Source organism: Yersinia similis (assembly GCF_001053095.1).
Lineage (GTDB): Bacteria > Pseudomonadota > Gammaproteobacteria > Enterobacterales > Enterobacteriaceae > Yersinia > Yersinia similis.
The window spans coordinates 11819-36445 of record NZ_CGBP01000038.1 but is presented as its reverse complement, the minus strand read 5'-3'; the positions used below and the strand labels follow the sequence as shown (position 1 = coordinate 36445).

The window sequence follows — 24627 nt, the reverse complement described above, 5'->3', positions numbered from 1 at the left end:
CCGGATTGAGTTCCCTCAGTGATCTACTATTCGGCGCAGTTATTTAGCTTCCAGGCAGCCGATCACATTGAGCATCATCGGAATATCCAGCGCTTCGGCCAACATAGCGCTGTGAGAAAGAATATGCCCTTTGCTTAAACAGATACCTTTTATCTGCTGGCGATCCAGTCCTACCATTTGTGAAGGAAGTAACTCCTCGGCCAGCAGCAAAACCTTACTGTTCAGTGAGAGCGGTACTGGCGGTAGCCCGGTCAGATGGCCTAATGTCCGGTTAAGAATATCGCGGATATCCAGTTCACGAACCTGTAAATATTCGTCATCCAGCGCCTGATAGTCAGCCACCATTGCTAGCAACTCATCCTGTAATGCTGATTCCGCACAAACTCGTTGGTGTTCAATACGTGCAGCCATGGCCTGATGTAACTCTTCGTCATCAATCAGCATTCCATGTGCGCCGAAAATGGCAGCGGATGCCATGCCCATGTGCTGCTCAGCCTGTTCCGCCAACGTTCCCTCAACCAATGGCGCAGCACAAAGTTGTACGTCGCAGAGACGAGGCCCATGAATTAGCCGAGTAACGAAGACAGCCAACACATATGCAATTTGAAGTATGACGGGTACATCAGCAGCCGCAGGCTACCGGCGTGCCTTCTTTGCCCTCAATCCCCTCAGTGATATAACCATCGCGTTTCCACCAATCCAGTCCACCGAGCAATTCTTTTACTTGGAAGCCCAGCGTCAACAATTTCATTGCAGTTTTAGTTGAGGCATTGCAGCCAATACCGTCGCAATAACAGATATAACTCTTTGATTTATCTAATTCCGTTGTGTTATTGAAGCAAATCTCTTTATGAGGAACATTAATGGCACCAGGTATATGTTCGCGCTGGTAAGCCTCTTTACTGCGGCCGTCCACGACGACAACATTTTCACCATTCTTGATTGCCAGATACAGATCCCATGAGTCTGTTTCGTAAGCGAGTTTTTCTTGATAATAAGCTAACTGTTCAATCGCAGACATAATAACCTCATTGTGTACAAGTAAACTTGTCATGAACATTCAACACGTCAGCAATCTGTTAAACAGCCTGCCGGGTACTGGAGAGTTTACCTACGTCCCAGCAAAAATCATGGTGAGGTAATACCCATACTTTTAGTGGGATCAGGATACTTGTAGAAACTGGCGTTGCTCATACCATGTTTATGGTACAGCTCAGAAACGGGTGTACCTACCTCGGCCTGCTTCAGGATTACCATTATCTGGCTGTTGGTAAAGCGTGATTTATGAGCTTCGCTACCCTGCGGGTAATAGAACTCTCCCCGGTTCAGATTACGAGAAAATTAGACTTATGGGCACACCGACTTTTCAGGGAATTACCTATCAATGGAGAGAAAAGCAGAAAAATCAATGGAGAGAAAAGCGGAACAGTGGGATTAGTCAGAAAAAAACAGCCCCGTGACTGACCGGGGCTGCTGAAATTACTTTTAGGGCCTATAACCCAAAGTGGTTAATTATTCACTCACTGGCTCATCGTGGATCTTTTCTTTAGGCTCTGGATTCATACTGCTGTAAATCACTGGCAGTACCAGCAATGTCAGTACTGTCGCGAAGCCCAAGCCAAACATAATCACCACCGCCATACTCTGGAAGAAGGCATCGCTCAGCAGCGGAGCCAGCCCCAATACGGTGGTAAATGCGGTCAGCATGATAGGCCGTAAACGCGCGGTGGAAGCATCGATAATCGCCTCACGCAACGGTTTCTCTTGCCGCTGTAGACCAATCTCTTCGACCAGTACAATACCGTTACGGATCAACATCCCACTCAGGCTTAATAACCCCAGCAAAGCCATAAAGCCGAACGGAATCCCCGTCAGTAGGAAGCCGAAGGTCACACCAATTAATGCCAGTGGTACCGTCAGCCAAATAGCCAGTGCATTACGCACCGAGCTAAACATCAGCACGGTCACAACAAACATAAGCAGAAACGCGATCGGCAAGCTAATGAAAATACCCCGCTGTGCTTCTTTGGTACTTTCGTAATCGCCACCCCACTCCAGTTCATAGCCCCGTGGCAAGGTAATGGCTTCAACGCCCGGCTTGATCCGTTGCAACAACTCAGAAGAGGTCTCACCGCCCTGATGGGTTGGATCCGTTTGTACCGTCAGTGTCCGCTTACGATCCAGACGCATAATCAGTGGATCTTCCCACTCGGTTTCAAAACTGGTGACCACGTTGTCGATCGGGATAAAGGCTTGGCGCGCCTGGCTCCAGACCATCACATCGTTCAACCGCTCGGCATTGAGGCGCTCAGAGTCCGGTGTGCGTAGGACAATAGGCATCAGGCGGGTACCATCGCGGTATAACCCAACCGGTAAGCCACCAAAACTCATGCGCAACGTACCATCCACCTCGCGTTTATCGACCCCCAACTCGCGGCCCAGATAATCGGAGAATTGTGGCCGGATCATCTTGCTACGATCCTGCCAGTCATGCCTTGCACCATCGGCCATTGGATCAGCGATAATCGCCTGCTCCGCCTGTGCTGCCAAGGTGCGTAGCACATCTGGATCTGGGCCGATAAAGCGGGCTTCAATAGAACTGTTGTTTGACGGCCCGAACATGATGCGTTTGATCTGTGCATCAACCTGCGGATATTCGTCATGCATATATGACTCGATCTCATCAATCAAGCCCGGTATTTGATCCAGTTGCTCAGTACGAACCATCACCTGTGCATAGTTAGGATAATGACGTTGACCATTGTAGGTCAGCATAAAGCGCATTGCGCCCTGGCCAATGGTCGCCATGGTATCCGCTACATTTTTTTGCTGCTTGATATGCTGTTCAATTTTGGCAGCAATCTCTTCGGTGTAGCTGATATCCGTACCATAAGGCAGCCAAATATCCACAAAGAAGATTGGCGTGTTAGATGGTGGGAAGAAGCTCTGCCGAACATGACCAAAACCGATAACCGACGCTACTAACAACGCGACCAATAGCACCAATGTAATACTGCGGTGTTGTAGTAATTTATTCAACACCACCCGATAATAGCGGAATAGCCAGCCGTCATACGGTTGTTTAACCGGCTTATCCGCATCAGCTTCAGGCTGTTTTTGGTTCTGGAATGCCCACTTGGCAAACACTGGCGTTAAGGTTAACGCAGTGATCCAGCTCAACATTAACGAGATGAGCAACACCTGGAATAGCGACTTACAGTATTCACCGGTAGCATCATTGGACAGGCCGATAGGCGCAAAGGCGAGAATGGCAATGATGGTCGCACCCAGCAACGGCATCTTCGAGCGTTTCACCACATTACCGATAGCAGTAGAAATGCTATCGCCGCGCTGACGCCCAACGACCACCCCTTCCACCACCACGATGGCGTTATCCACCAGCATACTCAGCGCAATGATCAGCGCCCCTAACGATACCCGTTGTAGCTCGATGTTAAACAGCCACATGATGAGCAACGTTCCGAGTACGTTAAGTGCCAGCGAGATGGCAATAACCACGCCGCTGCGTACCCCCATAAAGATCAGCAGGGTAACGACAACAATCAACAGTGCCAGCAAGAAGTTAAGAATGAAGCCGTTAACCGCACCTTCAACTTCCTTAGACTGATCGTAGAACACATTGATATGCATCCCGGACGGGCGCTCACCTTCAAGCTGCGCCAGACGGGTTTTAATCGCGTTCCCGACATTTACCACGTTAACATTGGGAGCGAACGAGATCCCTAACGCCAATGCCGGTTGACCATTCGCGCGATAAATATTGGTCGGTGAATGACCAAAGCCTTGAGTTACCGTGGCAATATCGCGCAGATAGACACTTTTTGGGCTACCAGGTTGGCTGACCAGTAAATTCCCCAGCTCTTGTACGCTTTGGAATTCGCCAGTCGGGTGTAAGCGAATCGACTCACTGCCCACCTGCAACTGGCCCGCATCGGACACGACGTTTTGGCGACTCAGCAAGTCGGATAGCTGCTGCGGCGTAATACCCGCGGCCGTCATCTGCGCACGGGAAATTTCTACCTGAACTTCTTCCGGTAAAATACCCACGATGCCGACTTTACCCACACCAGGCACCAACACTAATTCACGCCGCAATTGCTCGGCAAAATTACGCAGATCCTGATTGCTGTAGCCGTCACCGGTCAGTGAGAAGAAGAAACCGTAAACATCGCCAAAATCATCATTGACCATTGGGGCACTGGCCCCTGGTGGTAGGCGAATACTGTTATCGCTAATTTTACGCCGCAGCTCATCCCAGATTTGCGGTAACTCATTCGCGCCGTATTGCGCACGAATGTTGATGGTTATCTGCGATAAACCGGCACTGGAAATGGAGGTTACGTCATCCACATAGGAGAGTTCCTGAATGGCATTCTCCAACGGTAGCGTGACTTCTTCTTCAACCTGTTGTGCCGATGCGCCATCATAGCGGGTGACAACGACCGCAGTTTTGATGGTAAAAGCCGGGTCTTCCAGCCTGCCTATATTGAGATAGGCAATAATGCCACCAATACCCAGCAACAGAATCGTTAGCCAGATACGGGTATTATTATTGATAAAATTATCAGTCAGCTTCATTAGAGACCTCGCTCACGAACCCAAGCCCGGACAACTTGTTGTGGGCGAAGCTCACCGGTACCTGCGGCAACAATTTGTTCGCCATCAGCCAGGCCAGAGGTCACTTGAATACCGTTTTCCACGAGTTGCCCCACCTGCACTTTGCGTTCTTCTACGTGCATTTGGTCATTATCATTCTTAATGACCCACACTCGGGCATCATTCAACTGCGCATGGTCGGGGTTAAATACGGCTTCCACCGGAACAATGATGGTTGGATGGTCGGTGCCAGACAAATTACCGGAGTTAATTCTGACCCGGCCACTGATACCGGAAAGCAATGGCATATCTGCTGGGCGTTTCATCGTCAGCGTGACCTGGAAAGTCTGTGAAGCAGAGGTCGTCGAAGTGGTGTGTTCTTTATATTCAGCAATAAACTCACGCCCTGGCATATGGTTCAGTAATACCGTTGGCTTGTAGTTACGGTTGCTGATGTCCAGCGTAGTAAACAGACGCTCTGGGACACTGAATACCACATCCAACGTATCCAGCGCACTCAAGGTCGCAACAGGCTGACCAGCAGCCATAACCTGGTGATTACGTACATTCACATTGGCAATGATGCCATCGAAAGGTGCGATAATTGTCGCATCGCTAAGCTCTTTACGCGCAATGTCTAAAGCCGCTTGCGCTGACTCCATCTCTGCACGGCGAATATCCAGGTCGGCACGCGATACAGCGCTGCGGCCTTGCAAGGTGTTAAAGCGATTAAACTGATCGCGGGCCAGATTGAAGGTTGATTGACGATCCCTGACTCTTAAACTCAAATCAGTATCGTTCAACATGGCAATTTTTTGTCCTTTCTTCACCTGTTCCCCTTCACGGACCAACAACTCTTGCAGTTGCCCGCCCCGTTTAAAGGAGAGTTGGGTTTCATCACCCGCTTGCAGCCTGGCCGGGAAATAACGGGTACCATTTTGCCCGCTATCTTCCACCATAAAGATTTTTACTGGGCGCACACTTTCGACGGTTTCAGGAGGCGTTCTGTCGCAGGCGGCGAGAAGGAACGTAATGAGCAGAGTGACTACTGTTTTTATCTTCACTGTAAGATCTCGTTGAGTCAGGTTTTTAAAATTCTTATGCAGATTATCTATTCACACTTTTTTATCTGTTTTTTGCGTCATATTGCGCATCAGTGCCCTTAACAGTGTGATTAATAACCCCCCGGTAAACATCCCTAGAAAATAGATCATCACAATTAACACTGACATGGGTAGCGTTATTTGTGTAAAGAGTAATGATAAATTCACAGTACCGCTATTTTGAAATGCAAAAAGCGTGGTCAACGTGACTATCAGTAAGAAGCACACTCCATAAATATATTTCACTCAGTCATCCTTTTTATCTCAGTGCATCACATTGCGACACTAAAAACGACGCGCCAAAACCTCTTACCTAAAAATGTATAAAATTCAAATTGATAGATTTATACCCAAGCAACTATAGAGTCAATACCAATAAATATATTATGCATTAGAAACACACAGATTAAAGCGTTTGCTCTGTAACTGCCATCCCAAAAACCCTTGGCATTGCTGTCTGACGGACCCAACTAACTGGCTCAGATCAAGCTATTCCCGTAAATAAACGCCATTAATACTGCTACATTACCAAATAAAAAAATAATATCCCTATAAAGACAAATAACCGATAGCAAGATAGCATTAACGTCGCTACTCACTATCGGTTATTTTTTAAGATCGGTTCTGATGACGTGACAAGAATAATTTTCCCTGCAGTTCATCCTAATAAAAATCAATAATCCACAGCATTGCGGGTAACGGCTGCCGCATGGCCAACATAACCATAGTCATTCAGATGGGATAAATCCACATAATGAGTACAATTTGTTCATCAGGCCATTAATGTTAAACGGCACCTATAAAGGGTGCCGCTGTTAAACAAAAAATATTTATTACATCCCTCTGCTACGTTAGCAGCCGTTTACCTGCTATGGGTTGAGAACCGCTCACCGAATAGCCCGCCAGGACCGCCACAAAAATCATAAACAAGTGGCCTTCAGACGAATCCAGCAGGAATGAATTGAAGAAGTTACATGCCATATAACTGGTCAATACGGCCAGCAGCACATTACGCAGAGCCGGTGTTTGCTGCCAAATAACACGATAACAGCAGATAACCCACGCCAAAAAGATTAATAGACCAATCACACCTGATTGAATCGTTTCCAGTAGATACTGGTTGTGCGGATTATTGACTTTGTAGTCCACTTCTTTATTTTCATAATAAAAACCACCCGCGCCATGACCAAGAATAGGTGATTCTTTAATTAACCGGGCGGATTCAACCACAAAAGCAGAACGCTGCCCCATTGAAGAATTACATGCGTCCGCAGCATCAGCTGCTGGTGCAGCCATACACACGTTTATCTCATCAACGCCCTGTACGATACGGTCTGTGGCTTTGTTGGGGATAAAGATCAGGGCAGCAAAGGCCAATGCGCCGAGAACAACCAGTGTTAACCGCTGGCGATTGCCCAGAGAGAAAAATAGCCATACCCCTAAACCGACTATTAAGGCAACATAACCAGTGCGGCCCAATACCAAGAATAAGATGCTGTAACTTGCGGCCACCACTAACACACTGTAGCCCCAACGTTTCCACCCCTGATTTTGAAATGCCAGAACCAGCCAGAGTAGCGCCGCCAGCGCCATAAAGAAGTTTTGGGTAATTTGCAGTTTAAAAATGGTCGGGTTAGTGGGGTCCACACCACTCAACGGCATGTGTAAAACACCCACGGCCAGAGATCCGGCCAATATGACAGCATTAGCGACGAGAAACCCGGTACAGAACAGTTTTATCAACCGTGGCTGGTTCATAAAGAACAGGGCCAGTGGCAAGATATAAAGAAGTTTCTTATATTTTCCGACCATATCCGGGCCATAGCTGTTGTTTTGATACAGCAATGATAATGCTAGCAACACAAACATAACCGCCGGTAGATAGACTAATGGACTGGTGAGCAACGGTTTAAAATCAAGGGATTTTCGGTTAATGATCAAACTGATAATAATCAGAACCAATGAAACACTCATTAGCTGATTATTCGTTGGCATACTAATACCTAAGAGTAACGCCGCTATGCTGCACAGCATTTCACTACGGCGATTGGCCGGAATTGCCGGTGATAAAGTTGTCATAATTTTCTCAGCTCGAGCTGGTTAAGAACAATAAAGCGACTGACCCACTAATTCCCTTTGGCAACTCGCCAGGAATCAACTGCGTCTATGACATCACTAACTGGGATTGCGTTCAGATAGCGATCCGTTGTATCAGTATCTATTTCATTGGGATGCGGCAAAGTACGGTAATTGCCAGCCCAGAGTAAAGTATGTGGGGCCTGCCACGGGTGCCATTGATTAAGATTACTCGGGCCAAATAGTACCACCGCTGGTGTCTGTAACGCAGCAGCCATATGCATTGCCACAGAATCAACACCAATAAATAACTTGGCGTTATCAATCAAGACCGCCAGTTCAGGCAATGCCAATTGACCCGATAAATTGATCACCTTTTCCGGTTGTGTACAGCCAGCAATAATCTCAGCGATGTAATCCAATTCAGCTTGATCGTTACTGCCCGTCAGCAGAACAGTTTCACCTTGTTGGATGAGATGGTTAATCAATTCACTGAAGGATTCGCTGGCCCAGGTTTTGAATTTCCAGCGGGCGGAAGGCTGAATCAAAATATAGTTTTCAATATTATGCTGTTGGCACAACTGTTTTGCCCGCTCGATATCATGCGGCCCATAGGCCATAGTGACGTCGGTACTGATATCGGTCAGTTGTAGTGGTGAAAGAATATCCAGATTATTGAGTACCGTGTGCCGTTCTGCAGCATTAGGGATCTCAACCAATGTGGAATGGCAGTAACGCCAGAGCCAAGTGTCCCGTTTCGGGTAGTGGAAACCGATACTAAAAGTGGGCTTTAACAAGCGGCAATACGCCGCAGCCCGCCATTGATCGGATAAATTAAGAATCAAATCATAATGTTGTTTTTTCAAGGCGTTAAACAGTGCTTTTTCGCCACTGAGTTGTGCCTTTAATCCTGCATGTTTCAGGCTCCGATCAACAATAAATGCATGATTAATCGTTTTATTTTCACGCAACATATCCTGCGTACCGCCATACAGCAGTACATCGATTTTAGCCTGCGGATAATTGGCTTTCAGCGTATTCAGTAGTGGAGTAGTCAGTAAAACATCGCCGAAATGCCGTAATTTAATCACTAAAATGCGCGCAACATGCTTTTTCTCCCGCAGCACTTCCGGCAAGTGGCTTGCACCGGTTTGAGAAGCGGGAGCAGACAGTTGCTCGGCAGGTGATGCTGTCTTATTTGATGTATTTATCATGGGGTGCGCCATCAGAGGATGCGCCGTCATTGGCAACGAAAGAGGGCAATTATGCTATATCAGGGGTTTGCAGCATGGCAATCGTTTTAGCATATGAATATGTTAAAAGTCATTGATAGAAGCCCTCTTTCGGAATAAATAAAACAGGCGATCAATAAGGTTATTTACCCGCCCAGTGAGTGAAGGGGTGACCGCAGCGAGTTTCCCCTTCATTCAACTTTATCAGCCATCTGATCCAATTGACGTTATCGGCGTAGGCAGTTTGGAGCGACCAGCGCACGACCAACGGAGCGTACACGCAGTACGTGACGGTGGCGAGCACTGCCCCGAAGCCCAAGCTGACCGCTTTTCGCTGTCAATTAATGGAGGTAGTCAACTTTAGAGGCCAGGAGCCTTCCAAAGAGACGTCGTCAACCCACAATCCACCAGCCCCAGTTGATCGGTATACACCGCTTGCCAGTTAGTTTTTGCCGCTTGATAGAGCGCTTTATGCTCAGTATTCGGGATGTATTCCCGCTCCCAGCGCACGAGCCGCTCGCCGGTTTTATCCAATGCTTCATATAGGCCGACACCAACACCGGCGGCAATCGCGCAGCCTAATGCGGTTGCTTCTTTGACCACCGGCACCTTCACCGGAACACCGGTGACATCAGCCAGAATCTGGCTCCACAGTTTGCCTTTCGCGCCGCCGCCAGCAAAAACCACCGACGAGGCTTTCACGCCAGAGAATTCAGCAATTTGCGCTAAATTACAGGCCGAGACGATGGCCGCATTCTCTTCCAGCGCACGGAATAACGTGGCTTTATTACATTTTTCAGGATCGAGTGAGAGGTTAATAAATGAAGGCGCAGCGTGATACCAAGATTTAAAACGCATCACATCAGAGAAGATAGGCATAACCCCATAAGCACCGGCGGGAACCCTGGCGGCCATATCCTCCAATAAACTGTAGGTATCAATCCCCAATCGCTGCGCCAGTAATTTTTCTTCGGCGCAAAACGCATCACGGAACCAGCGCATTGTCAGACCAGTAAAGAAGCTGATGGACTCCGCCTGAACCATACCGGGGATAACATGAGGGTTTATTCGGGTATTCATATTGGGATCAATAATCGGCTGCGGTAAATTAACCACCTGCTGCCAGAAAGTACCGCCCAATACCGCCGTCTGGCCTGCGTGCACCACTCCCAACCCCAAACAACCCAGTTGTACATCGCCACCGCCCATCACCACCGGCGTTCCGGCCAGCAAACCACATTCTTGCGCGGCCTTCGCCGTGACATGGCCCAGCAAGGTGCCTGTCTCTTTCACTGGCGAGAGAATATCCGCACGTAACCCGGCCATTTCCAGCAAGTTCGGTTGCCAGTTACGGGTGACGAGATCCAGCATACCCGTGGTCCCCGCGTTGGAGGGATCGACCGCCAGCTCCCCACTGAGCATATTGGCCAGCCAGTCACTGATCATGGTCAGTGTTCCTGCCTGACGATAAATATCGGGCCGATAGTGCGCCAACCACAACAACCGGGGCATGGCACTCAGTGCCAGCGTCTGGCCGGAGCATTGATAGACTTCTAACTCAAATCCATTATTGTGCAGCTCTTTTAATTCGCTGACTTCACGGCTGGCGCGAGCATCCACATTGGCACAGGCCCAGATCGGGGTTCCACTGCGATCATAGAGTACGATCCCTTCACGCATTGAACAGGCAGCGACAGCACGGATAGCACTGGCCGGTAACTTAGCCAAATGCAGTGCCTGGCGGATACACTGGCACGTGAGTTGCCAATTGGTGGTTAAATCAAACTCCATCGACCCCGGAACATCGGGTACCGGCAGATGCAGCCACTCCGCCTGCCCGGCGGCAATCTGATTACCATTAAGATCAAATATCACCGCCCGGACACTGCCGGTACCGGCATCCAGCGCCATCAAGTAATCACCTGATGGGGTAGTCGTATCGAGTTGACTCATTGCGCGCTCCTCTTGAATACCCTGCTTATTTGGCGTCACCGCAGTGTTTACCCGTCATATTTCAAGTTGCCTGTGGGACCGCGCGCAGAGATCGGAGCCTACACACAGTCTGTGACGGTCACGAGCACTGCCCAATCTCAAACTGGCAAGTGAAATAGCCAATCACCCAATTAAAGTAAGTTAATGATTGCACGCGCCGTCACCTCATCCGTCACCAACGCATTCACATACCTCCCCCGCAGCGCTGCGACAATCACATCCGCTTTTTCTACCCCCCCTGCAACACCAATCACGGTTGGGATGGTGGTTAAATCAGCCAACGAAATACCAATCAACTCCTGATGAATCTGCATATCTGGCACCAACGCGCCATCGGCTTGGATAAAGTAACCGAGGATATCCCCAACCGCGCCTTTACGGCTAAACATCAGTTGCTCACCTTCGCTGATATAGCCCGAACGCAAAATTGTGGCTTCTTTTTGCTGATTAACCGAACCGATCCCAACGACCGCAATATCTGCCGCGCAGGCGGCTAGCATCACATCTCGGACGCTGTTTTCCTGGCGAAACGTGTCGGCAACATGGGCATTTGAGGCACGCAGCGGGGCCGGAATGATACTGACCTGGCAGGCCGCATCCAACTGACCAATCCCCGTCATATAGGAGCCGACACCGCCGGATAACGTCACTAAGCGGACCTGTTGTGATGCGATAAAACCACTCAAATGTTGCAAGGCGCACATGGTGGTCTCACCGAAACCAACGGCTAAAAGTTGTTGCGGTTGTATCAGCGCCATTAATAAATGGGCGGCACCAATACCCAACCGGCTACTGATACTGAGGGAGGCCAAAGACGGTAGAATACGGATATGCTTCAGGCCAAAATGCTGTTGCAGGGTATTTTCCAGTTCCAGACAGCCTTCATAGCGCGAATTAATCTGGACGCGGATCACCCCGGACTGCCGGCCTTTCTCCAATAATCGGGAGACTTTAAGCCGAGTCAGCCCCAGCAATTCACCAATATCCCCTTGTGTTAAGCCATCGTGATAATAAAACCACGCAATGCGAGCGAGCAGTTCCTCTTCACTCATGCTATTACCCGGATATTTGTATTCGTCGTTGGACGACAGGGGTTTGTCTTTTACTGCTGGTTTTTCTTTTATCATTGCCGATTGTTCTCTTATTGCCGCTTTCTTGCCTGTTTATCTCTTTTTCTCACTGTCCATCGGTTCGCCACCGACTAAAGCAACTGCGTAATGAATGTTTAATCTTAATTGATAACTACGCTATCAGCTTAATTAGCATAATTGAACATATTTTAATTAAAATTTTTTTATTCATAAAATTGTGATCTTGGTTACGCCATAAATCGGATTGTACAGCTATCTTTTTTGAACACTTTTAAATTAAAAATATTTTTGTTCAACAAACCTTTTCCATCAAACTACCAGGAGCTACTGATGCCGCACACCGTTGCCACACCGCCGCCCCTGCTCCAAGTACGTGGTATCAGCAAACAGTTTTCTGGCGTAGTGGTATTGAAAAGTATCGACTTTACTCTGCAGCCCGGTCAGGTCCATGCCCTGTTGGGGGGAAATGGCGCGGGTAAATCCACGTTGATGAAAATCATTGCCGGGGTACTGCCCCCGGATACTGGTGTGATTGAGATGAATGGTCAGCCCTGTCTCAACCTCACTCCGGCGAAAGCACATCAATTAGGTATTTATCTGGTACCACAGGAACCGATGCTCTTCGCCAATCTATCGGTACAGGAAAATATTCTGTTCCGCTTACCAAAGCATCAAGCCGATAAAAAGAAGATGGCCCAATTGCTGAAAAACTTAGGTTGCCATTTGGACTTGTCGGTCAGCGCTGGTTCGCTGGATGTAGCCGATCAACAATTGGTGGAGATTATGCGCGGCCTGATGCGTGACTCGCGCATTCTGATCCTTGATGAACCCACGGCCTCGTTAACTCCTGCTGAAACCCACCGTTTATTCAGCCAAATTAGCATGTTATTGCAGCAAGGCGTTGGGGTGGTGTTTATCTCCCACAAATTACCTGAAATACGCCAACTGGCAGGTTGGGTCAGTGTGATGCGCGATGGCGGTATTGCCTTGAGTGGGGCAACCGCCGACTTTTCTACAGAAGACATTATTCAGGCCATGACCCCAGAGGCCAAAAAGGGGGAATTAACCGATAGCCAGAAATTATGGTTGGAACTGCCCGGTAACCGCCGCGCCCAATCACGTGCTCAATCACAGCAACCGGTAATACAAGTACACGACTTAAGTGGCGAAGGTTTCGCGCATATTTCCTTTAATGTGCAAGCCGGTGAAATCCTTGGACTGGCGGGTGTCGTTGGTGCAGGCAGAACAGAACTGGCTGAAACACTGTATGGCTTACGGCCTGCCAGCAACGGCCACGTGATTCTGGAAGAGGTGAATATCACGGCGATGAAAACCGCCAACCGCCTGGCGTCTGGCTTAGTTTACTTGCCGGAGGATCGACAAGCATCCGGCCTCTATCTTGATGCGCCATTAAGCTGGAATGTCTGTGCGCTGACCCATGACCGACAAGGCTTCTGGATCCAACCAGCACAGGAGGCGGCCATGTTAGAGCGTTACCGGCGGGCACTGAACATTAAATTTAACCATCTCGAACAACCGGCCCGCACTTTATCTGGTGGCAACCAGCAAAAACTGTTGATTGCCAAATGCCTGGAAGCCAACCCACTCCTATTGATTATCGATGAACCGACCCGAGGGGTGGATGTCTCTGCCCGTAGCGATATTTATCAATTAATCCGTAGCATTGCCGAGCAGCAGGTCGCGATCATTTTTATCTCTTCCGATCTGGAAGAGGTAGTACAAATGGCCGACCGGGTATTGGTGATGCACCAAGGGGAAATCAATGGCGCACTGAGCGGTGTGGCAATGAATGTCGATACCATTATGCATATGGCGTTTGGTGAACACCGTTCTGTTAGTGAACCTCAGGGCGGCACCGCCTCTTCGGCTGAAAATAAGGGCGCATCATGCTGAAATTTATTCAGAATAATCGTGAAGGTACCGCGCTACTGGCCATTCTCACCCTATTTGCCCTACTGGGAATTATTGACCGCAGCTATTTCAGCTTACAGACCTTCACCATGATTTTTAGCAGCGCACAGATCCTGATCCTGCTGGCCATCGGAGCCACCATGGTGATGTTGACCCGCAATATCGACGTTTCCGTGGGCTCCATCACCGGTTTATGCGCGGTGACCGTCGGTATGGCACTTAATGCCGGTTTTGGCCTGGCAGCATCCTGCTTGCTCGCCTTGTTGATCGGCATGGTAGCTGGTTTCTTTAACGGTATTCTGGTGACCTGGATGCGCATTCCGGCCATTGTCGCCACCCTGGGTACGCTGGGGTTATACCGTGGCCTGATGCTATTGCTAACAGGCGGTAAGTGGATCGAAGGATTACCAGCGGACCTGAAAAGTTTATCAACCCCCATTCTATTTTCTATCTCGCCCATTGGCTGGCTAACGATGTTGCTGATCCTTGCTATGGCATGGCTGTTGGGCAAAACCGCCTTTGGCCGCAGTTTCTATGCCACGGGGGATAACTTGCAAGGGGCGCGTCAGTTGGGGGTCCGTACCGACAGCATCCGTATTTTTGCCTTCTCAATGAACGGCGTGATGGCTGCACTGGCCGGGATCGTCTTCGCTTCCCAAATCGGTTTTATCCCTAACCAAACGGGCAGCGGGCTGGAAATGAAAGCTATTGCCGCCTGCGTGTTGGGCGGGATCAGCCTACTTGGTGGAACAGGGACCATTATCGGTGCCATTTTGGGGGCTTTCCTGCTGACACAAATCGATAGCGTGCTGGTGTTGCTGCGCCTACCTGCCTGGTGGAATGACTTTATTGCTGGTTTGGTGCTGCTGGGGGTGTTGGTATTCGATGGCCGTCTGCGTTGTGCTGTTGAGCGTAATATTCGCCAACAGAAATATGCCCGCTTCACCACCCGAATAATCATTAGTGATAAAAAACCAATCGTTAGCGATAAAAACCCAGCAGCTAGCAATAAAAAGAAGGTGGCACTATGAATTTATACCGGCGTTATGGATGGGAACTGACTCTGGCGGCACTGCTGGTGCTGGAAATCCTGCTATTTGGTTTATCGAATTCACGCATGTTGGATATCAATGTGCTGCTGTTCAGTACGAGTGATTTTATCTGCATTGGGATCGTGGCGCTGCCGCTGACCATGGTGATTGTCAGTGGCGGCATCGATATTTCATTCGGTTCGACTATCGGGTTGTGCGCCATATTTCTGGGCATCGTTTTTCAAGCGGGCGTGCCGATGAGTGTGGCGATCCCACTGACACTGCTCGTCGGCGCACTGTGTGGGTTAATTAATGCCGGATTGATTCTCTATACTGGCGTCAACCCGCTGGTCATCACGCTTGGTACCCTGTATCTGTTCGGCGGCAGTGCCCTACTGTTGTCCGGTATCTCCGGTGCGACAGGCTATGAGGGGATTGGCGGTTTCCCGGCCGCTTTTACTGATTTTGCCAACCAAACCCTATTCGGTCTGCCAATACCACTAGTGATATTTATGCTGTGTGTGCTGCTGTTCTGGCTGCTGATGCACCGTACTCACAGTGGCCGTCACGTGTTCCTGATTGGGCAAAGCAGCCGGGTGGCCCGTTACAGCGCCCTGCCCATCGCCCGTACCTTATGCATGCTGTATGCCATGACAGGGGTAGCCTCAGCGATTGCCGCCATTCTGCTGGTGTCTTATTTCGGCTCCGCACGCTCTGATTTAGGTGCCTCATTCCTGATGCCTGCGATCACCGCCGTGGTATTGGGAGGGGCCAATATTTACGGTGGATCCGGCTCCATTCTTGGAACCGCCTTGGCGGTATTACTGGTCGGGTACTTGCAACAAGGTCTGCAAATGATTGGTACGCCAAACCAAATTTCCAGTGCGCTGTCTGGGGCATTGCTGATTCTGGTGGTGGTTGGGCGATCTATCAGTCTGCACAGGCATTTGATTTATGAATGGCTACAACGTCGTCGCAGTCGAAAAGCCTCTGCGTGATACCTAATACCTAAACCCAACACCCAACAAAACAGTGATTCGGAGATAGCAATGAAAACACAAAGATTAAAAAAATTGGCACTGGTTTGCGCTCTTGGATTTGCCTGTATCACTACCGCACAAGCTGCGGAACGCATCGCATTTATCCCGAAACTGGTCGGGGTCGGTTTCTTCACCAGTGGCGGTAAAGGTGCCGTCGATGCGGGAAAAGAATTGGGGGTGGATGTCACCTATGACGGCCCGACCGAGCCAAGCGTTTCCGGCCAGGTCCAATTGATCAATAACTTTGTTAATCAGGGCTATAACGCCATCGTAGTGTCCGCAGTATCACCGGATGGCCTGTGCCCAGCCTTGAAGCGCGCCATGCAACGGGGCGTCAAAATCCTAACCTGGGACTCCGATACCAAACCAGAATGTCGCTCGGTGTATATCAACCAGGGTACGCCAAATCAATTGGGGTCAATGTTGGTGGATATGGCGGCCAATCAGGTGAAAAAAGAGCAAGCCAAGGTGGCGTTCTTCTATTCCAGCCCGACGGTGACCGATCAGAACCAGTGGGTCAATGAGGCGAAGAAAAAGATTCAACAAGAGCACCCCGGCTGGGAAATCGTCACCACTCAGTTTGGTTATAACGATGCCACAAAATCCCTGCAAACCGCCGAGGGTATTTTAAAAGCCTATGGCGATTTGGATGCGATTATTGCTCCGGATGCTAACGCCCTACCTGCGGCCGCGCAAGCCGCCGAAAACCTGAAACGCGATAATGTTGCCATCGTCGGCTTCAGTACCCCGAACGTGATGCGCCCCTATGTGGAGCGTGGCACGGTCAAAGAGTTCGGCCTATGGGATGTGGTGAATCAAGGCAAAATCTCAGTGTATGTTGCCAATGAGATGCTGAAAAAAGGCAATCTGAATGTAGGGGATAAGATTGATATCCCGAATATTGGTGTGGTTGAGGTCTCCCCTAACCGTGTGCAGGGTTATGACTATGAGGCGAAAGGCAACGGTATCGTCTTGCTGCCACAGCGCGTCATCTTCACCAAAGAAAATATCAGTAAATACGACTTTTAATCTTAGCGGCCCGCCCCCGTGGCGGGCCTGAACAGAACGAATGGAGTAATTAAAAATGGCTGATTTAGACGACATCAAAGACGGTAAAGATTTTGGTATTGGTATCCCACAGCAGAACCCCGCGTTTACGCTGAAAGGTTCAGGTTCCCTCGATTGGGGAATGCAATCCCGCCTGGCGCGGATTTTTAACCCGAAGACCAATCGTACGGTGATGCTGGCCTTTGACCATGGCTATTTTCAGGGGCCGACCACCGGGCTGGAGCGAATTGATATCAATATCGCCCCGCTGTTTGAGTATGCCGATGTATTAATGTGTACCCGCGGTATTTTACGTAGCGTCGTTCCAGCGGCGGCCAACCGCCCGGTGGTACTGCGCGCCTCGGGTGCTAACTCAATTCTGACAGATTTATCCAATGAAGCGGTCGCCGTAGCGATGGAAGATGCTGTACGGCTCAATTCCTGCGCGGTCGCCGCACAGGTGTATATCGGTACGGAACATGAGCATCAGTCGATTAAGAATATTATCCAATTGGTCGATCAAGGGATGCGCTATGGCATGCCAACCATGGCGGTGACAGGCGTGGGTAAAGATATGGTGCGAGATCAACGCTACTTCTCGCTGGCCAGCCGGATCGCGGCAGAAATGGGGGCGCAGGTGATCAAAACGTATTATGTCGATAGCGGGTTTGAACGCATTGCCGCCGGTTGCCCGGTACCTATTGTGATTGCAGGTGGGAAAAAGTTGCCGGAACGTGATGCGCTGGAGATGTGCTACCAGGCGATTGATCAAGGGGCCTCAGGCGTGGATATGGGGCGCAATATTTTTCAGTCAGATGCGCCAATTGCCATGCTGAAAGCGGTACATGCCATTGTACATAAAAATGAGAATGCCGCAGCGGCTTACCAACTGTTCCTCCATGAAAAAAATTGAGTAGAACCAGCGGCCATCCATGATTTTACCTACCGTTAATGGCCCCCATGACAAGGAGAAAAGTATGCACGTTACTCTCGTCGAAATTAATGTAAAAGAGGATAAAGTTGATCAGTTCATTGAGGTTTTTCGCGCCAATCACCTTGGTTCTATCCGCGAAGCGGGGAATTTACGTTTTGATGTGTTAAGGGACGAGCATATCCCGACGCGCTTTTATATTTACGAGGCCTATACCGATGAAGCTGCGGTCGCCATTCACAAGACAACACCGCATTACTTACAGTGTGTCGAACAGTTGGCACCATTAATGACGGGCCCACGCAAAAAAACGGTATTTATCGGCCTGATGCCTTAGCTTGATTCCTTGGCTTAATGCTTTAGTCAATGCGGGCCGTGATACCAATGTGTCGCGGCCCGGTTAAAATAGCGTTAGCATGAAATATAATGACTAAAGCCAAATTAATTTACATACAATATAGAACCATTCAATTATCTTACTTTGATAAAACTAACATTAAACACTCATCACCTTTAATCGTCACTTTGATGAGTTCAAAATATTCAGCTCTAATGAGTACTCTTTTCTTAATGGTATACCCGTTTTTATGATGTACGAAACCAAACTCTTGTAACCTTCATCAATATTTTTCAATCCACAAGTGTACATAACACTGCTTTGGGGACTGGTTTCATCACTAGGAATATATTCAAAATAATAATTATCGGACAACCTAGGGGCGTTAATGACTTCTTTATATGTAAACGAATAATATTTAAGTATATTTTTATCATTATAGGTTGTACTCGGCATGGTGATTAACCACCATAAATAGATAGACAATGAAGCTAAAATTAAAGTAAATAGAATCAGCTTTCTATTCATATACCTAAGCCAAAATCAATCCATCCAAGGTGCTCTGTATAAATTAAACGCCCTCTATTTATATCTGCCCTTGTTGTCATTTTCATTGCCTCCTGCCAGGGAAAAAACCATCATCGTCCGTCACGTTATACCCGTCATACTTCAAGTTGCATGTACGTTGGTTGCCTTCCTGTAACTCGAATTATTTAGGGTATTTACTACCTTATATATTGTATGTGTAAAAAAATGGATCCCCTGCCCCCAGTTTTGTGACACCCGAACAAGTAATAATGTAATTTTTCTCAAGAATAGTGCAAAAGAATAGACTAAAACAGAACACTCAATCTGGTTTGAGTGTTCTGTTTAATCACCGAATTAAAAAATTATTACGGGCTGATACGTTGCAAACGAAAACTTATCCGCACCAATAAACCGCCGAGTAACTCGCTACGCAGTAACTCTGGGCGGGTGGTATGGTAAGCCGTAATATCTTTCACCAAGGCCAGCCCTAATCCCGCGCCCTGCTGCTCGCCAACATTATCAAGCCGGTTAAAAGGTATTAGCGCCTGCATAATGTCACCTTGTGCAATACCAGGGCCGCTGTCCTCGATCTCCATCAGGCATTGCTCCGCATGTTGCTCCTTGACCAACCGAGCCGTGACGACACCGTGCCTTGGGGTATATTTCAACGCATTATCCAACAAGTTGTCGCACAACTCGCTCAGCAACAAGGCATCGCCATCAATCCAGCACTCGGACACCCCCTCATAACCGAGATCGATCTGTTTACTGCGCGCCTGAGAAAGCCGTGCGAAGCAGGCATCGCGCAATACTGGGACCAGATTGACCGGTGCCAATGTGCGTTCGTGTATTTTCATGCGGGATAACTGCAATAACCTGTCAGTCAGTAAGACGGTATGGTCCAGCGTATGGCTCATCGCCTGTAAACTTTCTCGCCATTGCTGAGGAGATGAGCTGGCTAGTGCCACCGCAGCCTGTGTTTTCAAGACAGCCAATGGAGTACGCAACTGATGAGACGCATCGGCGCTAAAACGCCCCTGACGTGCCAGCATCTCGCGTAGCCGCTCAATATAACGGTTAAACGCCAACAATAGCGGCTCCATCTCTGACCAAGGCAAAACATTGGGGATGGGCGTCAAATCACCGGGATCGCGCCGCACCATCAGGCTAGAAAGTTTTCGTAGCGGCTTGAGCAGACATTTGAGCAAAATGTAGGCCATCGCAAACGCCAGCACGACCAATATGCTTTGGGTTAAAATCGCAGATACCATGATCTGTTGCGCCAAACCATTCCGGGATGACAGTGTTTCCGCCACCAACACCATCGCCATACCCATGACACCAGACTCATTAACCGGTTGATAAAATGCGGCGACACGTATTGGTTTACCATGATAATCAGCGTGATAAAAATGCACCAAGGCGGAATACAGTGCCGAGCGTGGCGTGTTAGCTGGCGGTAGCGGCAAGTCATTGTACCCCGCGATACTTTTGCCTTCTGGAGTGATCACCTGGTAGTAAAGCTGATCATTCATATTGCGTTCAAAATTATCCAAGACGATATAAGGTACATCGACCTCAAGCTGCCCATTGCGTACTACCAACCGTTCAGCCACTGTCCGCGCGGAGGCTAATAACGTGCGATCATAAGCCAGTGTGGCTGCATTCATGGCACTGAGATAATCGGTATAGATAGAAATACTCGCCAAAATCAGCAAAGGTACACCAAAAAACAGTAGCAACTGATGGAACAACGAATGGGGTGTTTTAACCCAACGCCACTGGCTAGCGTACATTATCGGTACATTCCAGGCTGTAACCAAGACCACGCAATGTTTGGATGGCAACGTTGCTGCCTTGCAACTTTTTACGCACCCGGTGGATATACAACTCGATGCATTCCGGATTGGCTTCATCAGATAAGGTGAACATTTGTTCGAACAATTGCTGCTTGGCAACCGGCCTGCCACGGCGGTGCATCAACGTGGTCAATACGGTGGATTCCCGTGGTGTGAGTGCTAATGGCTTGTTATCCAGAAGGAAATAGCCCTCATCGTGATAAGTTAGATCGCCAAATTGCAATGCTTGTACTGCCGTATCCATACTGCGACGCAATAGCGCACGAATACGCGCTTCCAGTTCATCCAGTTCGAACGGTTTTGTTAGATAGTCATCAGCCCCCATGTTCAGCCCTTTCACCCGATCCGCCACCTCCGTTCTGGCCGTTAATAAAAGTACTGGCAACGTTTGCCCTCGCTTACGTACCCGCGCCAACAAATCTAAGCCATTCAAGCGTGGCAGTGCGACATCCAGCACTGTCAGAGCGTAATTTTCGTTTTGCAGTAAATGGTCAGCGGCAATGCCGTCATGCGCCACATCCACAGCGAAGCCCACATGCGTTAGTGCCTTCTGTAACCAGTGAGATAACTCGGGGTGATCTTCTACTAACAAGAGACGCATATCACATCCTGTAATTTTTCCTTCCCGTTGAAAGGTAACTGAAAGGTTAATGACTTAACAATCCGATAACCACACAATCGCGGTAACGCTCACAATTTATGAGAAAACAATAAGAGGAATAAGATGAGAAAAATAATGACCCGCACTCTGATTGCATCAGCTTTGCTGTTCACCATCCAGGCGGCATTCGCCATTGACCCACCGAACCGCACCGAATGTATTGCACCGGCCAAGCCCGGTGGCGGATTTGATCTCACCTGTAAGTTAATTCAGGTTTCGTTACAGGAAACCAAAACCATTGACCGCCCGATGCGAGTGACCTACATGCCGGGTGGCGTTGGTGCTGTCGCCTACAATGCCATCGTGGCACAGCGCCCTGCGGAGTTTGGTACGGTGGTCGCCTTCTCCAGTGGCTCATTGCTTAATCTGGCGCAGAATAAATTTGGCCGTTATAACGTTAATGACGTCAAATGGCTGGCCTCCGTTGGCACAGATTACGGCATGATCGCCGTACGCGCAGACTCCCCTTACCAAACCCTAAAAGACTTAATGGATGCCTTTACCAAGGATCCGACAAATGTGGTGTTCGGGGCGGGGGCATCTATCGGCAGTCAGGATTGGATGAAAGTCGCCTTATTAGCCAATAAGGTGGGGGTCGATCCACACAGCATGCGCTATGTGGCCTTTGAAGGCGGTGGTGAATCTATCACCGCACTGTTAGGTAATCATATTCAGGCGGTATCTGGCGATTTAAGCGAAATGGTGCCCTATCTGGTCGGTAACAAATTGCGCGTATTGGCCGTTTATGCAGAACAGCGCCTACCTGAGCCACTGTCTGCTATCCCTACCGCTAAAGAGCAAGGCTACGATTTAGTCTGGCCTATTATCCGTGGATTTTATTTGGGGCCGAATGTCAGTGACGCCGAATATCAATGGTGGACCAAGGCCTTTAATACTCTGGTACAAACTGATGAGTTCAAAAAGCAACGGGATTTACGGGGCCTGTTTGAATTCAATCTGTCGGGTAAAGAACTTGATAGCTACGTCAAAAAACAGGTTGAGCAGTACCGCGAACAGGCAAAAACCTTTGGCCTTGCCAAATAACGCAGGAAAAAACCATGAGCGATCGTATTTTTGCGGGTATCTGGATCTTGCTATGTCTCGGTGGGCTATTTATTGGCTGGGGAATACAAAGTGAGTACAGCTATGAACCTCTTGGTCCACGGCCCTTCCCAATAGCCATTCTGACATTAATGACACTCTGTGCCGTCTTATTGTTACTGCGTAAACCTGAAGTGATTGTATGGCCCGATGCCAAAGTGCTTTATCGCCTGTTAGTGATGGTGCTGACATTGGTGATCTATGCCGCGGTGTTTGAATGGCTCGGGTTCCCATTGGCGACGGCCCTGCTGACGTTCAGTATTGCCTTGTTATTTGGGGCGAAAATCGGGGTCGCCGCTTTCTCTGGTGTGGCTCTGGGCCTATTGCTGTTCTATGCCTTTGATTATTTACTGGATGTCACCCTACCGCTCGGCATATGGCTGAACTAATGAGGCAGTGATGGAAACTTGGATGTATTTGTCGCAAGGGTTTGAAGTGGCGTTAACACCACAGAACCTGATGATTGCCCTGATCGGTTGTTTCATTGGCACCATTGTCGGCTTGCTGCCGGGGCTGGGGCCTATCAACGGTGTCGCCATTTTACTGCCACTGGCCTTCGCCCTTAAATTGCCCGCTGAGTCTGCGCTGATTCTGCTGGCTACGGTTTATATCGGTTGCGAATATGGCGGGCGTATCTCTTCCATCTTACTGAACGTGCCCGGTGATGCCGCCGCTATCATGACGGCTCTCGATGGCTATCCAATGGCACAGCAAGGCCGGGCAGGAGTTGCATTATCCATTTCAGCGGTCAGTTCGTTTGTCGGCTCAATGCTGGCTATTGGTGGGATCATTCTGTTTGCACCGATGCTAGCGCAGTGGTCACTGGCCTTCGGCCCAGCCGAGTATTTCGCATTAATGGTTTTTGCCATTGCCTGCCTCGCGAGCATGATGAGCCAAAACCCATTGAAATCAATGCTGGCGGCGTTAATCGGGCTAGGGCTGGCAACCATTGGCGTTGATGCCAACACCGGCGTTTATCGTTTCACATTTAATAGCGTGCATCTTTCCGACGGTATCCAATTCATTGTTGTGGTTATCGGGTTGTTCTCCGTCAGTGAGATCCTACTGATGCTGGAGAGCACCAGTAGTGGTCAGAAACTGGTACGTAAAACCGGGCGTCTGCTGTTCAACCGTAAAGAAGCCGCACAATGCGTCGGGCCAACCCTGCGATCCTCTGTCATCGGTTTTTTCGTCGGCGTACTGCCAGGTGCGGGGGCCACTATCGCCAGTGCCCTGACCTACATGACAGAGAAGCGCATCAGTGGCAACAGCGAGAGCTTCGGTAAAGGGGATATCCGTGGTGTTGCCGCACCGGAGGCGGCCAACAATGCCTCTGCCTGCGGCTCCTTTATTCCTATGCTAACGTTGGGGATCCCCGGTTCGGGTACTACAGCTGTCATGATGGGCGCATTGACCTTGTATAACATCACACCGGGTCCGGCGATGTTCACCGAGCAACCGGATATCGTCTGGGGGCTGATCGCCTCTCTGCTGATTGCTAACGTAATTTTACTGCTAATGAACCTGCCACTGGTCGGCTTCTTCACTCGTATGTTAACCATTCCACTGTGGTTTCTGGTCCCCGCGATTGCCGCCGTATCGGCAATCGGTGTCTATGCGGTACACAGCACCACTTTCGATTTGCTGTTAATGGTAGGGCTGGGGATCTTCGGCTATCTGCTCAGGAAAATGAATTTCCCAATGTCACCGCTGATTCTGGGGTTTGTGCTAGGAGAGATGCTGGAACAAAACCTACGCCGCGCCCTGTCGATCAGTAATGGCGATTATACTATTTTGTGGTCCAGCACAATTGCACAGAGCCTGTTAATACTGGCCGTTATCGTGCTAATTTTACCACTACTACTGTGGATCGTGCGTAAACGCCGTCAGATAAACACCCCTGTCAATCAGATCTGACGACCAAAATGCAATCTGTAAGCTATTCTTACGGTCGAAGACAACAATCATCACCATAAAGATAACAATTCTACGATTAAAGGTAACAATGAATAACCTTTCTAACGGTCTCACGCCGTATTGGCTGTGACC

General features: G+C 49.1%; 19 protein-coding genes and 3 pseudogenes. 10 read left to right on the top strand and 12 right to left on the bottom strand.

Going from position 1 to position 24627, the window contains the following annotated elements; translation table 11 throughout:
- Window positions 1-39: 39 nt before the first annotated feature.
- The 10 genes and pseudogenes from AC971_RS19425 to lsrR all read right to left on the bottom strand — a co-directional run.
- Window positions 40-507 (bottom strand): annotated as a pseudogene (locus AC971_RS19425) (phosphoenolpyruvate-utilizing N-terminal domain-containing protein); the annotation flags it as partial.
- Between the two features lie 115 nt (window positions 508-622).
- A complete protein-coding gene (locus tag AC971_RS19420; protein ID WP_025382486.1) occupies window positions 623-1021 on the bottom strand; it encodes a rhodanese-like domain-containing protein in 399 nt (132 codons plus the stop codon).
- A 146-nt stretch (window positions 1022-1167) separates the two neighbouring features.
- Window positions 1168-1329 (bottom strand): annotated as a pseudogene (locus AC971_RS25660) (transposase); the annotation flags it as partial.
- A 183-nt stretch (window positions 1330-1512) separates the two neighbouring features.
- A complete protein-coding gene (locus AC971_RS19410; RefSeq protein ID WP_025382485.1) occupies window positions 1513-4599 on the bottom strand; it encodes an efflux RND transporter permease subunit in 3087 nt (1028 codons plus the stop codon).
- The gene (locus AC971_RS19405; RefSeq protein WP_002209199.1) at window positions 4599-5681 is read right to left on the bottom strand and encodes an efflux RND transporter periplasmic adaptor subunit; all 1083 of its coding nucleotides are present in this window, start codon (window positions 5679-5681) and stop codon (window positions 4599-4601) included. Before AC971_RS19405 ends, AC971_RS19410 begins: the two co-directional genes overlap by 1 nt.
- A 51-nt stretch (window positions 5682-5732) precedes the next feature.
- Window positions 5733-5966: a lipopolysaccharide assembly protein LapA domain-containing protein gene (locus AC971_RS19400; protein WP_002209198.1), complete on the bottom strand. Its 234-nt coding sequence runs from the start codon at window positions 5964-5966 to the stop codon at window positions 5733-5735.
- Between the two features lie 600 nt (window positions 5967-6566).
- Window positions 6567-7799 (bottom strand): O-antigen ligase family protein, encoded by a 1233-nt coding sequence (locus AC971_RS19395; protein ID WP_025382484.1) that lies wholly within the window; start codon window positions 7797-7799, stop codon window positions 6567-6569.
- Window positions 7800-7846: 47 nt separating this feature from the next.
- Window positions 7847-9010: a putative lipopolysaccharide heptosyltransferase III gene (gene rfaQ / locus AC971_RS19390; protein ID WP_038402114.1), complete on the bottom strand. Its 1164-nt coding sequence runs from the start codon at window positions 9008-9010 to the stop codon at window positions 7847-7849.
- Window positions 9011-9388: 378 nt separating this feature from the next.
- Window positions 9389-10981 (bottom strand): autoinducer-2 kinase, encoded by a 1593-nt coding sequence (gene lsrK, locus AC971_RS19385; RefSeq protein WP_002230543.1) that lies wholly within the window; start codon window positions 10979-10981, stop codon window positions 9389-9391.
- 170 nt (window positions 10982-11151) lie between these two features.
- The gene (lsrR, locus tag AC971_RS19380; protein WP_025382482.1) at window positions 11152-12147 is read right to left on the bottom strand and encodes a transcriptional regulator LsrR; all 996 of its coding nucleotides are present in this window, start codon (window positions 12145-12147) and stop codon (window positions 11152-11154) included.
- Here lsrR and AC971_RS22280 point away from each other — a divergent pair.
- The 7 genes and pseudogenes from AC971_RS22280 to lsrG all read left to right on the top strand — a co-directional run bounded on the left by AC971_RS22280 (window position 12071) and on the right by lsrG (window position 18429).
- Window positions 12071-12332, top strand: a pseudogene (locus AC971_RS22280) (hypothetical protein). The gene lsrR and the pseudogene AC971_RS22280 overlap by 77 nt on opposite strands.
- A 109-nt stretch (window positions 12333-12441) precedes the next feature.
- On the top strand, window positions 12442-14025 hold the full coding sequence (lsrA, locus tag AC971_RS19375) for an autoinducer 2 ABC transporter ATP-binding protein LsrA (RefSeq protein ID WP_025382481.1): 1584 nt from the start codon (window positions 12442-12444) through the stop codon (window positions 14023-14025).
- The gene (gene lsrC, locus AC971_RS19370) at window positions 14019-15074 is read left to right on the top strand and encodes an autoinducer 2 ABC transporter permease LsrC (protein ID WP_025382480.1); all 1056 of its coding nucleotides are present in this window, start codon (window positions 14019-14021) and stop codon (window positions 15072-15074) included. The genes lsrA and lsrC overlap by 7 nt, the downstream gene beginning before the upstream one ends.
- Window positions 15071-16072 carry an autoinducer 2 ABC transporter permease LsrD gene (lsrD, locus tag AC971_RS19365; RefSeq protein WP_025382479.1) on the top strand — a complete coding sequence of 334 codons (1002 nt, stop codon included), beginning with the start codon at window positions 15071-15073 and terminating at the stop codon, window positions 16070-16072. Before lsrC ends, lsrD begins: the two co-directional genes overlap by 4 nt.
- A 51-nt stretch (window positions 16073-16123) precedes the next feature.
- Window positions 16124-17143, top strand: coding sequence for an autoinducer 2 ABC transporter substrate-binding protein LsrB (gene lsrB / locus AC971_RS19360; protein ID WP_025382478.1), 1020 nt, complete (start codon window positions 16124-16126; stop codon window positions 17141-17143).
- Window positions 17144-17198: 55 nt separating this feature from the next.
- Window positions 17199-18074: a 3-hydroxy-5-phosphonooxypentane-2,4-dione thiolase gene (gene lsrF / locus AC971_RS19355; protein WP_025382477.1), complete on the top strand. Its 876-nt coding sequence runs from the start codon at window positions 17199-17201 to the stop codon at window positions 18072-18074.
- A gap of 64 nt (window positions 18075-18138) precedes the next feature.
- Window positions 18139-18429 carry a (4S)-4-hydroxy-5-phosphonooxypentane-2,3-dione isomerase gene (gene lsrG / locus AC971_RS19350; protein ID WP_002209186.1) on the top strand — a complete coding sequence of 97 codons (291 nt, stop codon included), beginning with the start codon at window positions 18139-18141 and terminating at the stop codon, window positions 18427-18429.
- 893 nt (window positions 18430-19322) lie between these two features.
- On the opposite strand, the gene AC971_RS19345 is transcribed toward lsrG, so the two are convergent.
- Window positions 19323-20753: a sensor histidine kinase gene (locus tag AC971_RS19345; protein WP_038402113.1), complete on the bottom strand. Its 1431-nt coding sequence runs from the start codon at window positions 20751-20753 to the stop codon at window positions 19323-19325.
- The gene (gene tctD / locus AC971_RS19340; RefSeq protein ID WP_025382475.1) at window positions 20743-21417 is read right to left on the bottom strand and encodes a transcriptional regulator TctD; all 675 of its coding nucleotides are present in this window, start codon (window positions 21415-21417) and stop codon (window positions 20743-20745) included. Before tctD ends, AC971_RS19345 begins: the two co-directional genes overlap by 11 nt.
- Window positions 21418-21540: 123 nt before the next feature.
- Here tctD and AC971_RS19335 point away from each other — a divergent pair, with 123 nt between their 5' ends.
- Genes AC971_RS19335 through AC971_RS19325 form a run of 3 tightly spaced genes read left to right on the top strand, consistent with a single transcriptional unit; the run spans window position 21541 to window position 24495 of the window.
- A complete protein-coding gene (locus AC971_RS19335; protein ID WP_025382474.1) occupies window positions 21541-22521 on the top strand; it encodes a Bug family tripartite tricarboxylate transporter substrate binding protein in 981 nt (326 codons plus the stop codon).
- Window positions 22522-22535: 14 nt separating this feature from the next.
- The gene (locus tag AC971_RS19330; protein ID WP_025382473.1) at window positions 22536-22967 is read left to right on the top strand and encodes a tripartite tricarboxylate transporter TctB family protein; all 432 of its coding nucleotides are present in this window, start codon (window positions 22536-22538) and stop codon (window positions 22965-22967) included.
- Window positions 22968-22977: 10 nt separating this feature from the next.
- Window positions 22978-24495 (top strand): tripartite tricarboxylate transporter permease, encoded by a 1518-nt coding sequence (locus tag AC971_RS19325; RefSeq protein WP_025382472.1) that lies wholly within the window; start codon window positions 22978-22980, stop codon window positions 24493-24495.
- Window positions 24496-24627 lie beyond the last annotated feature (132 nt).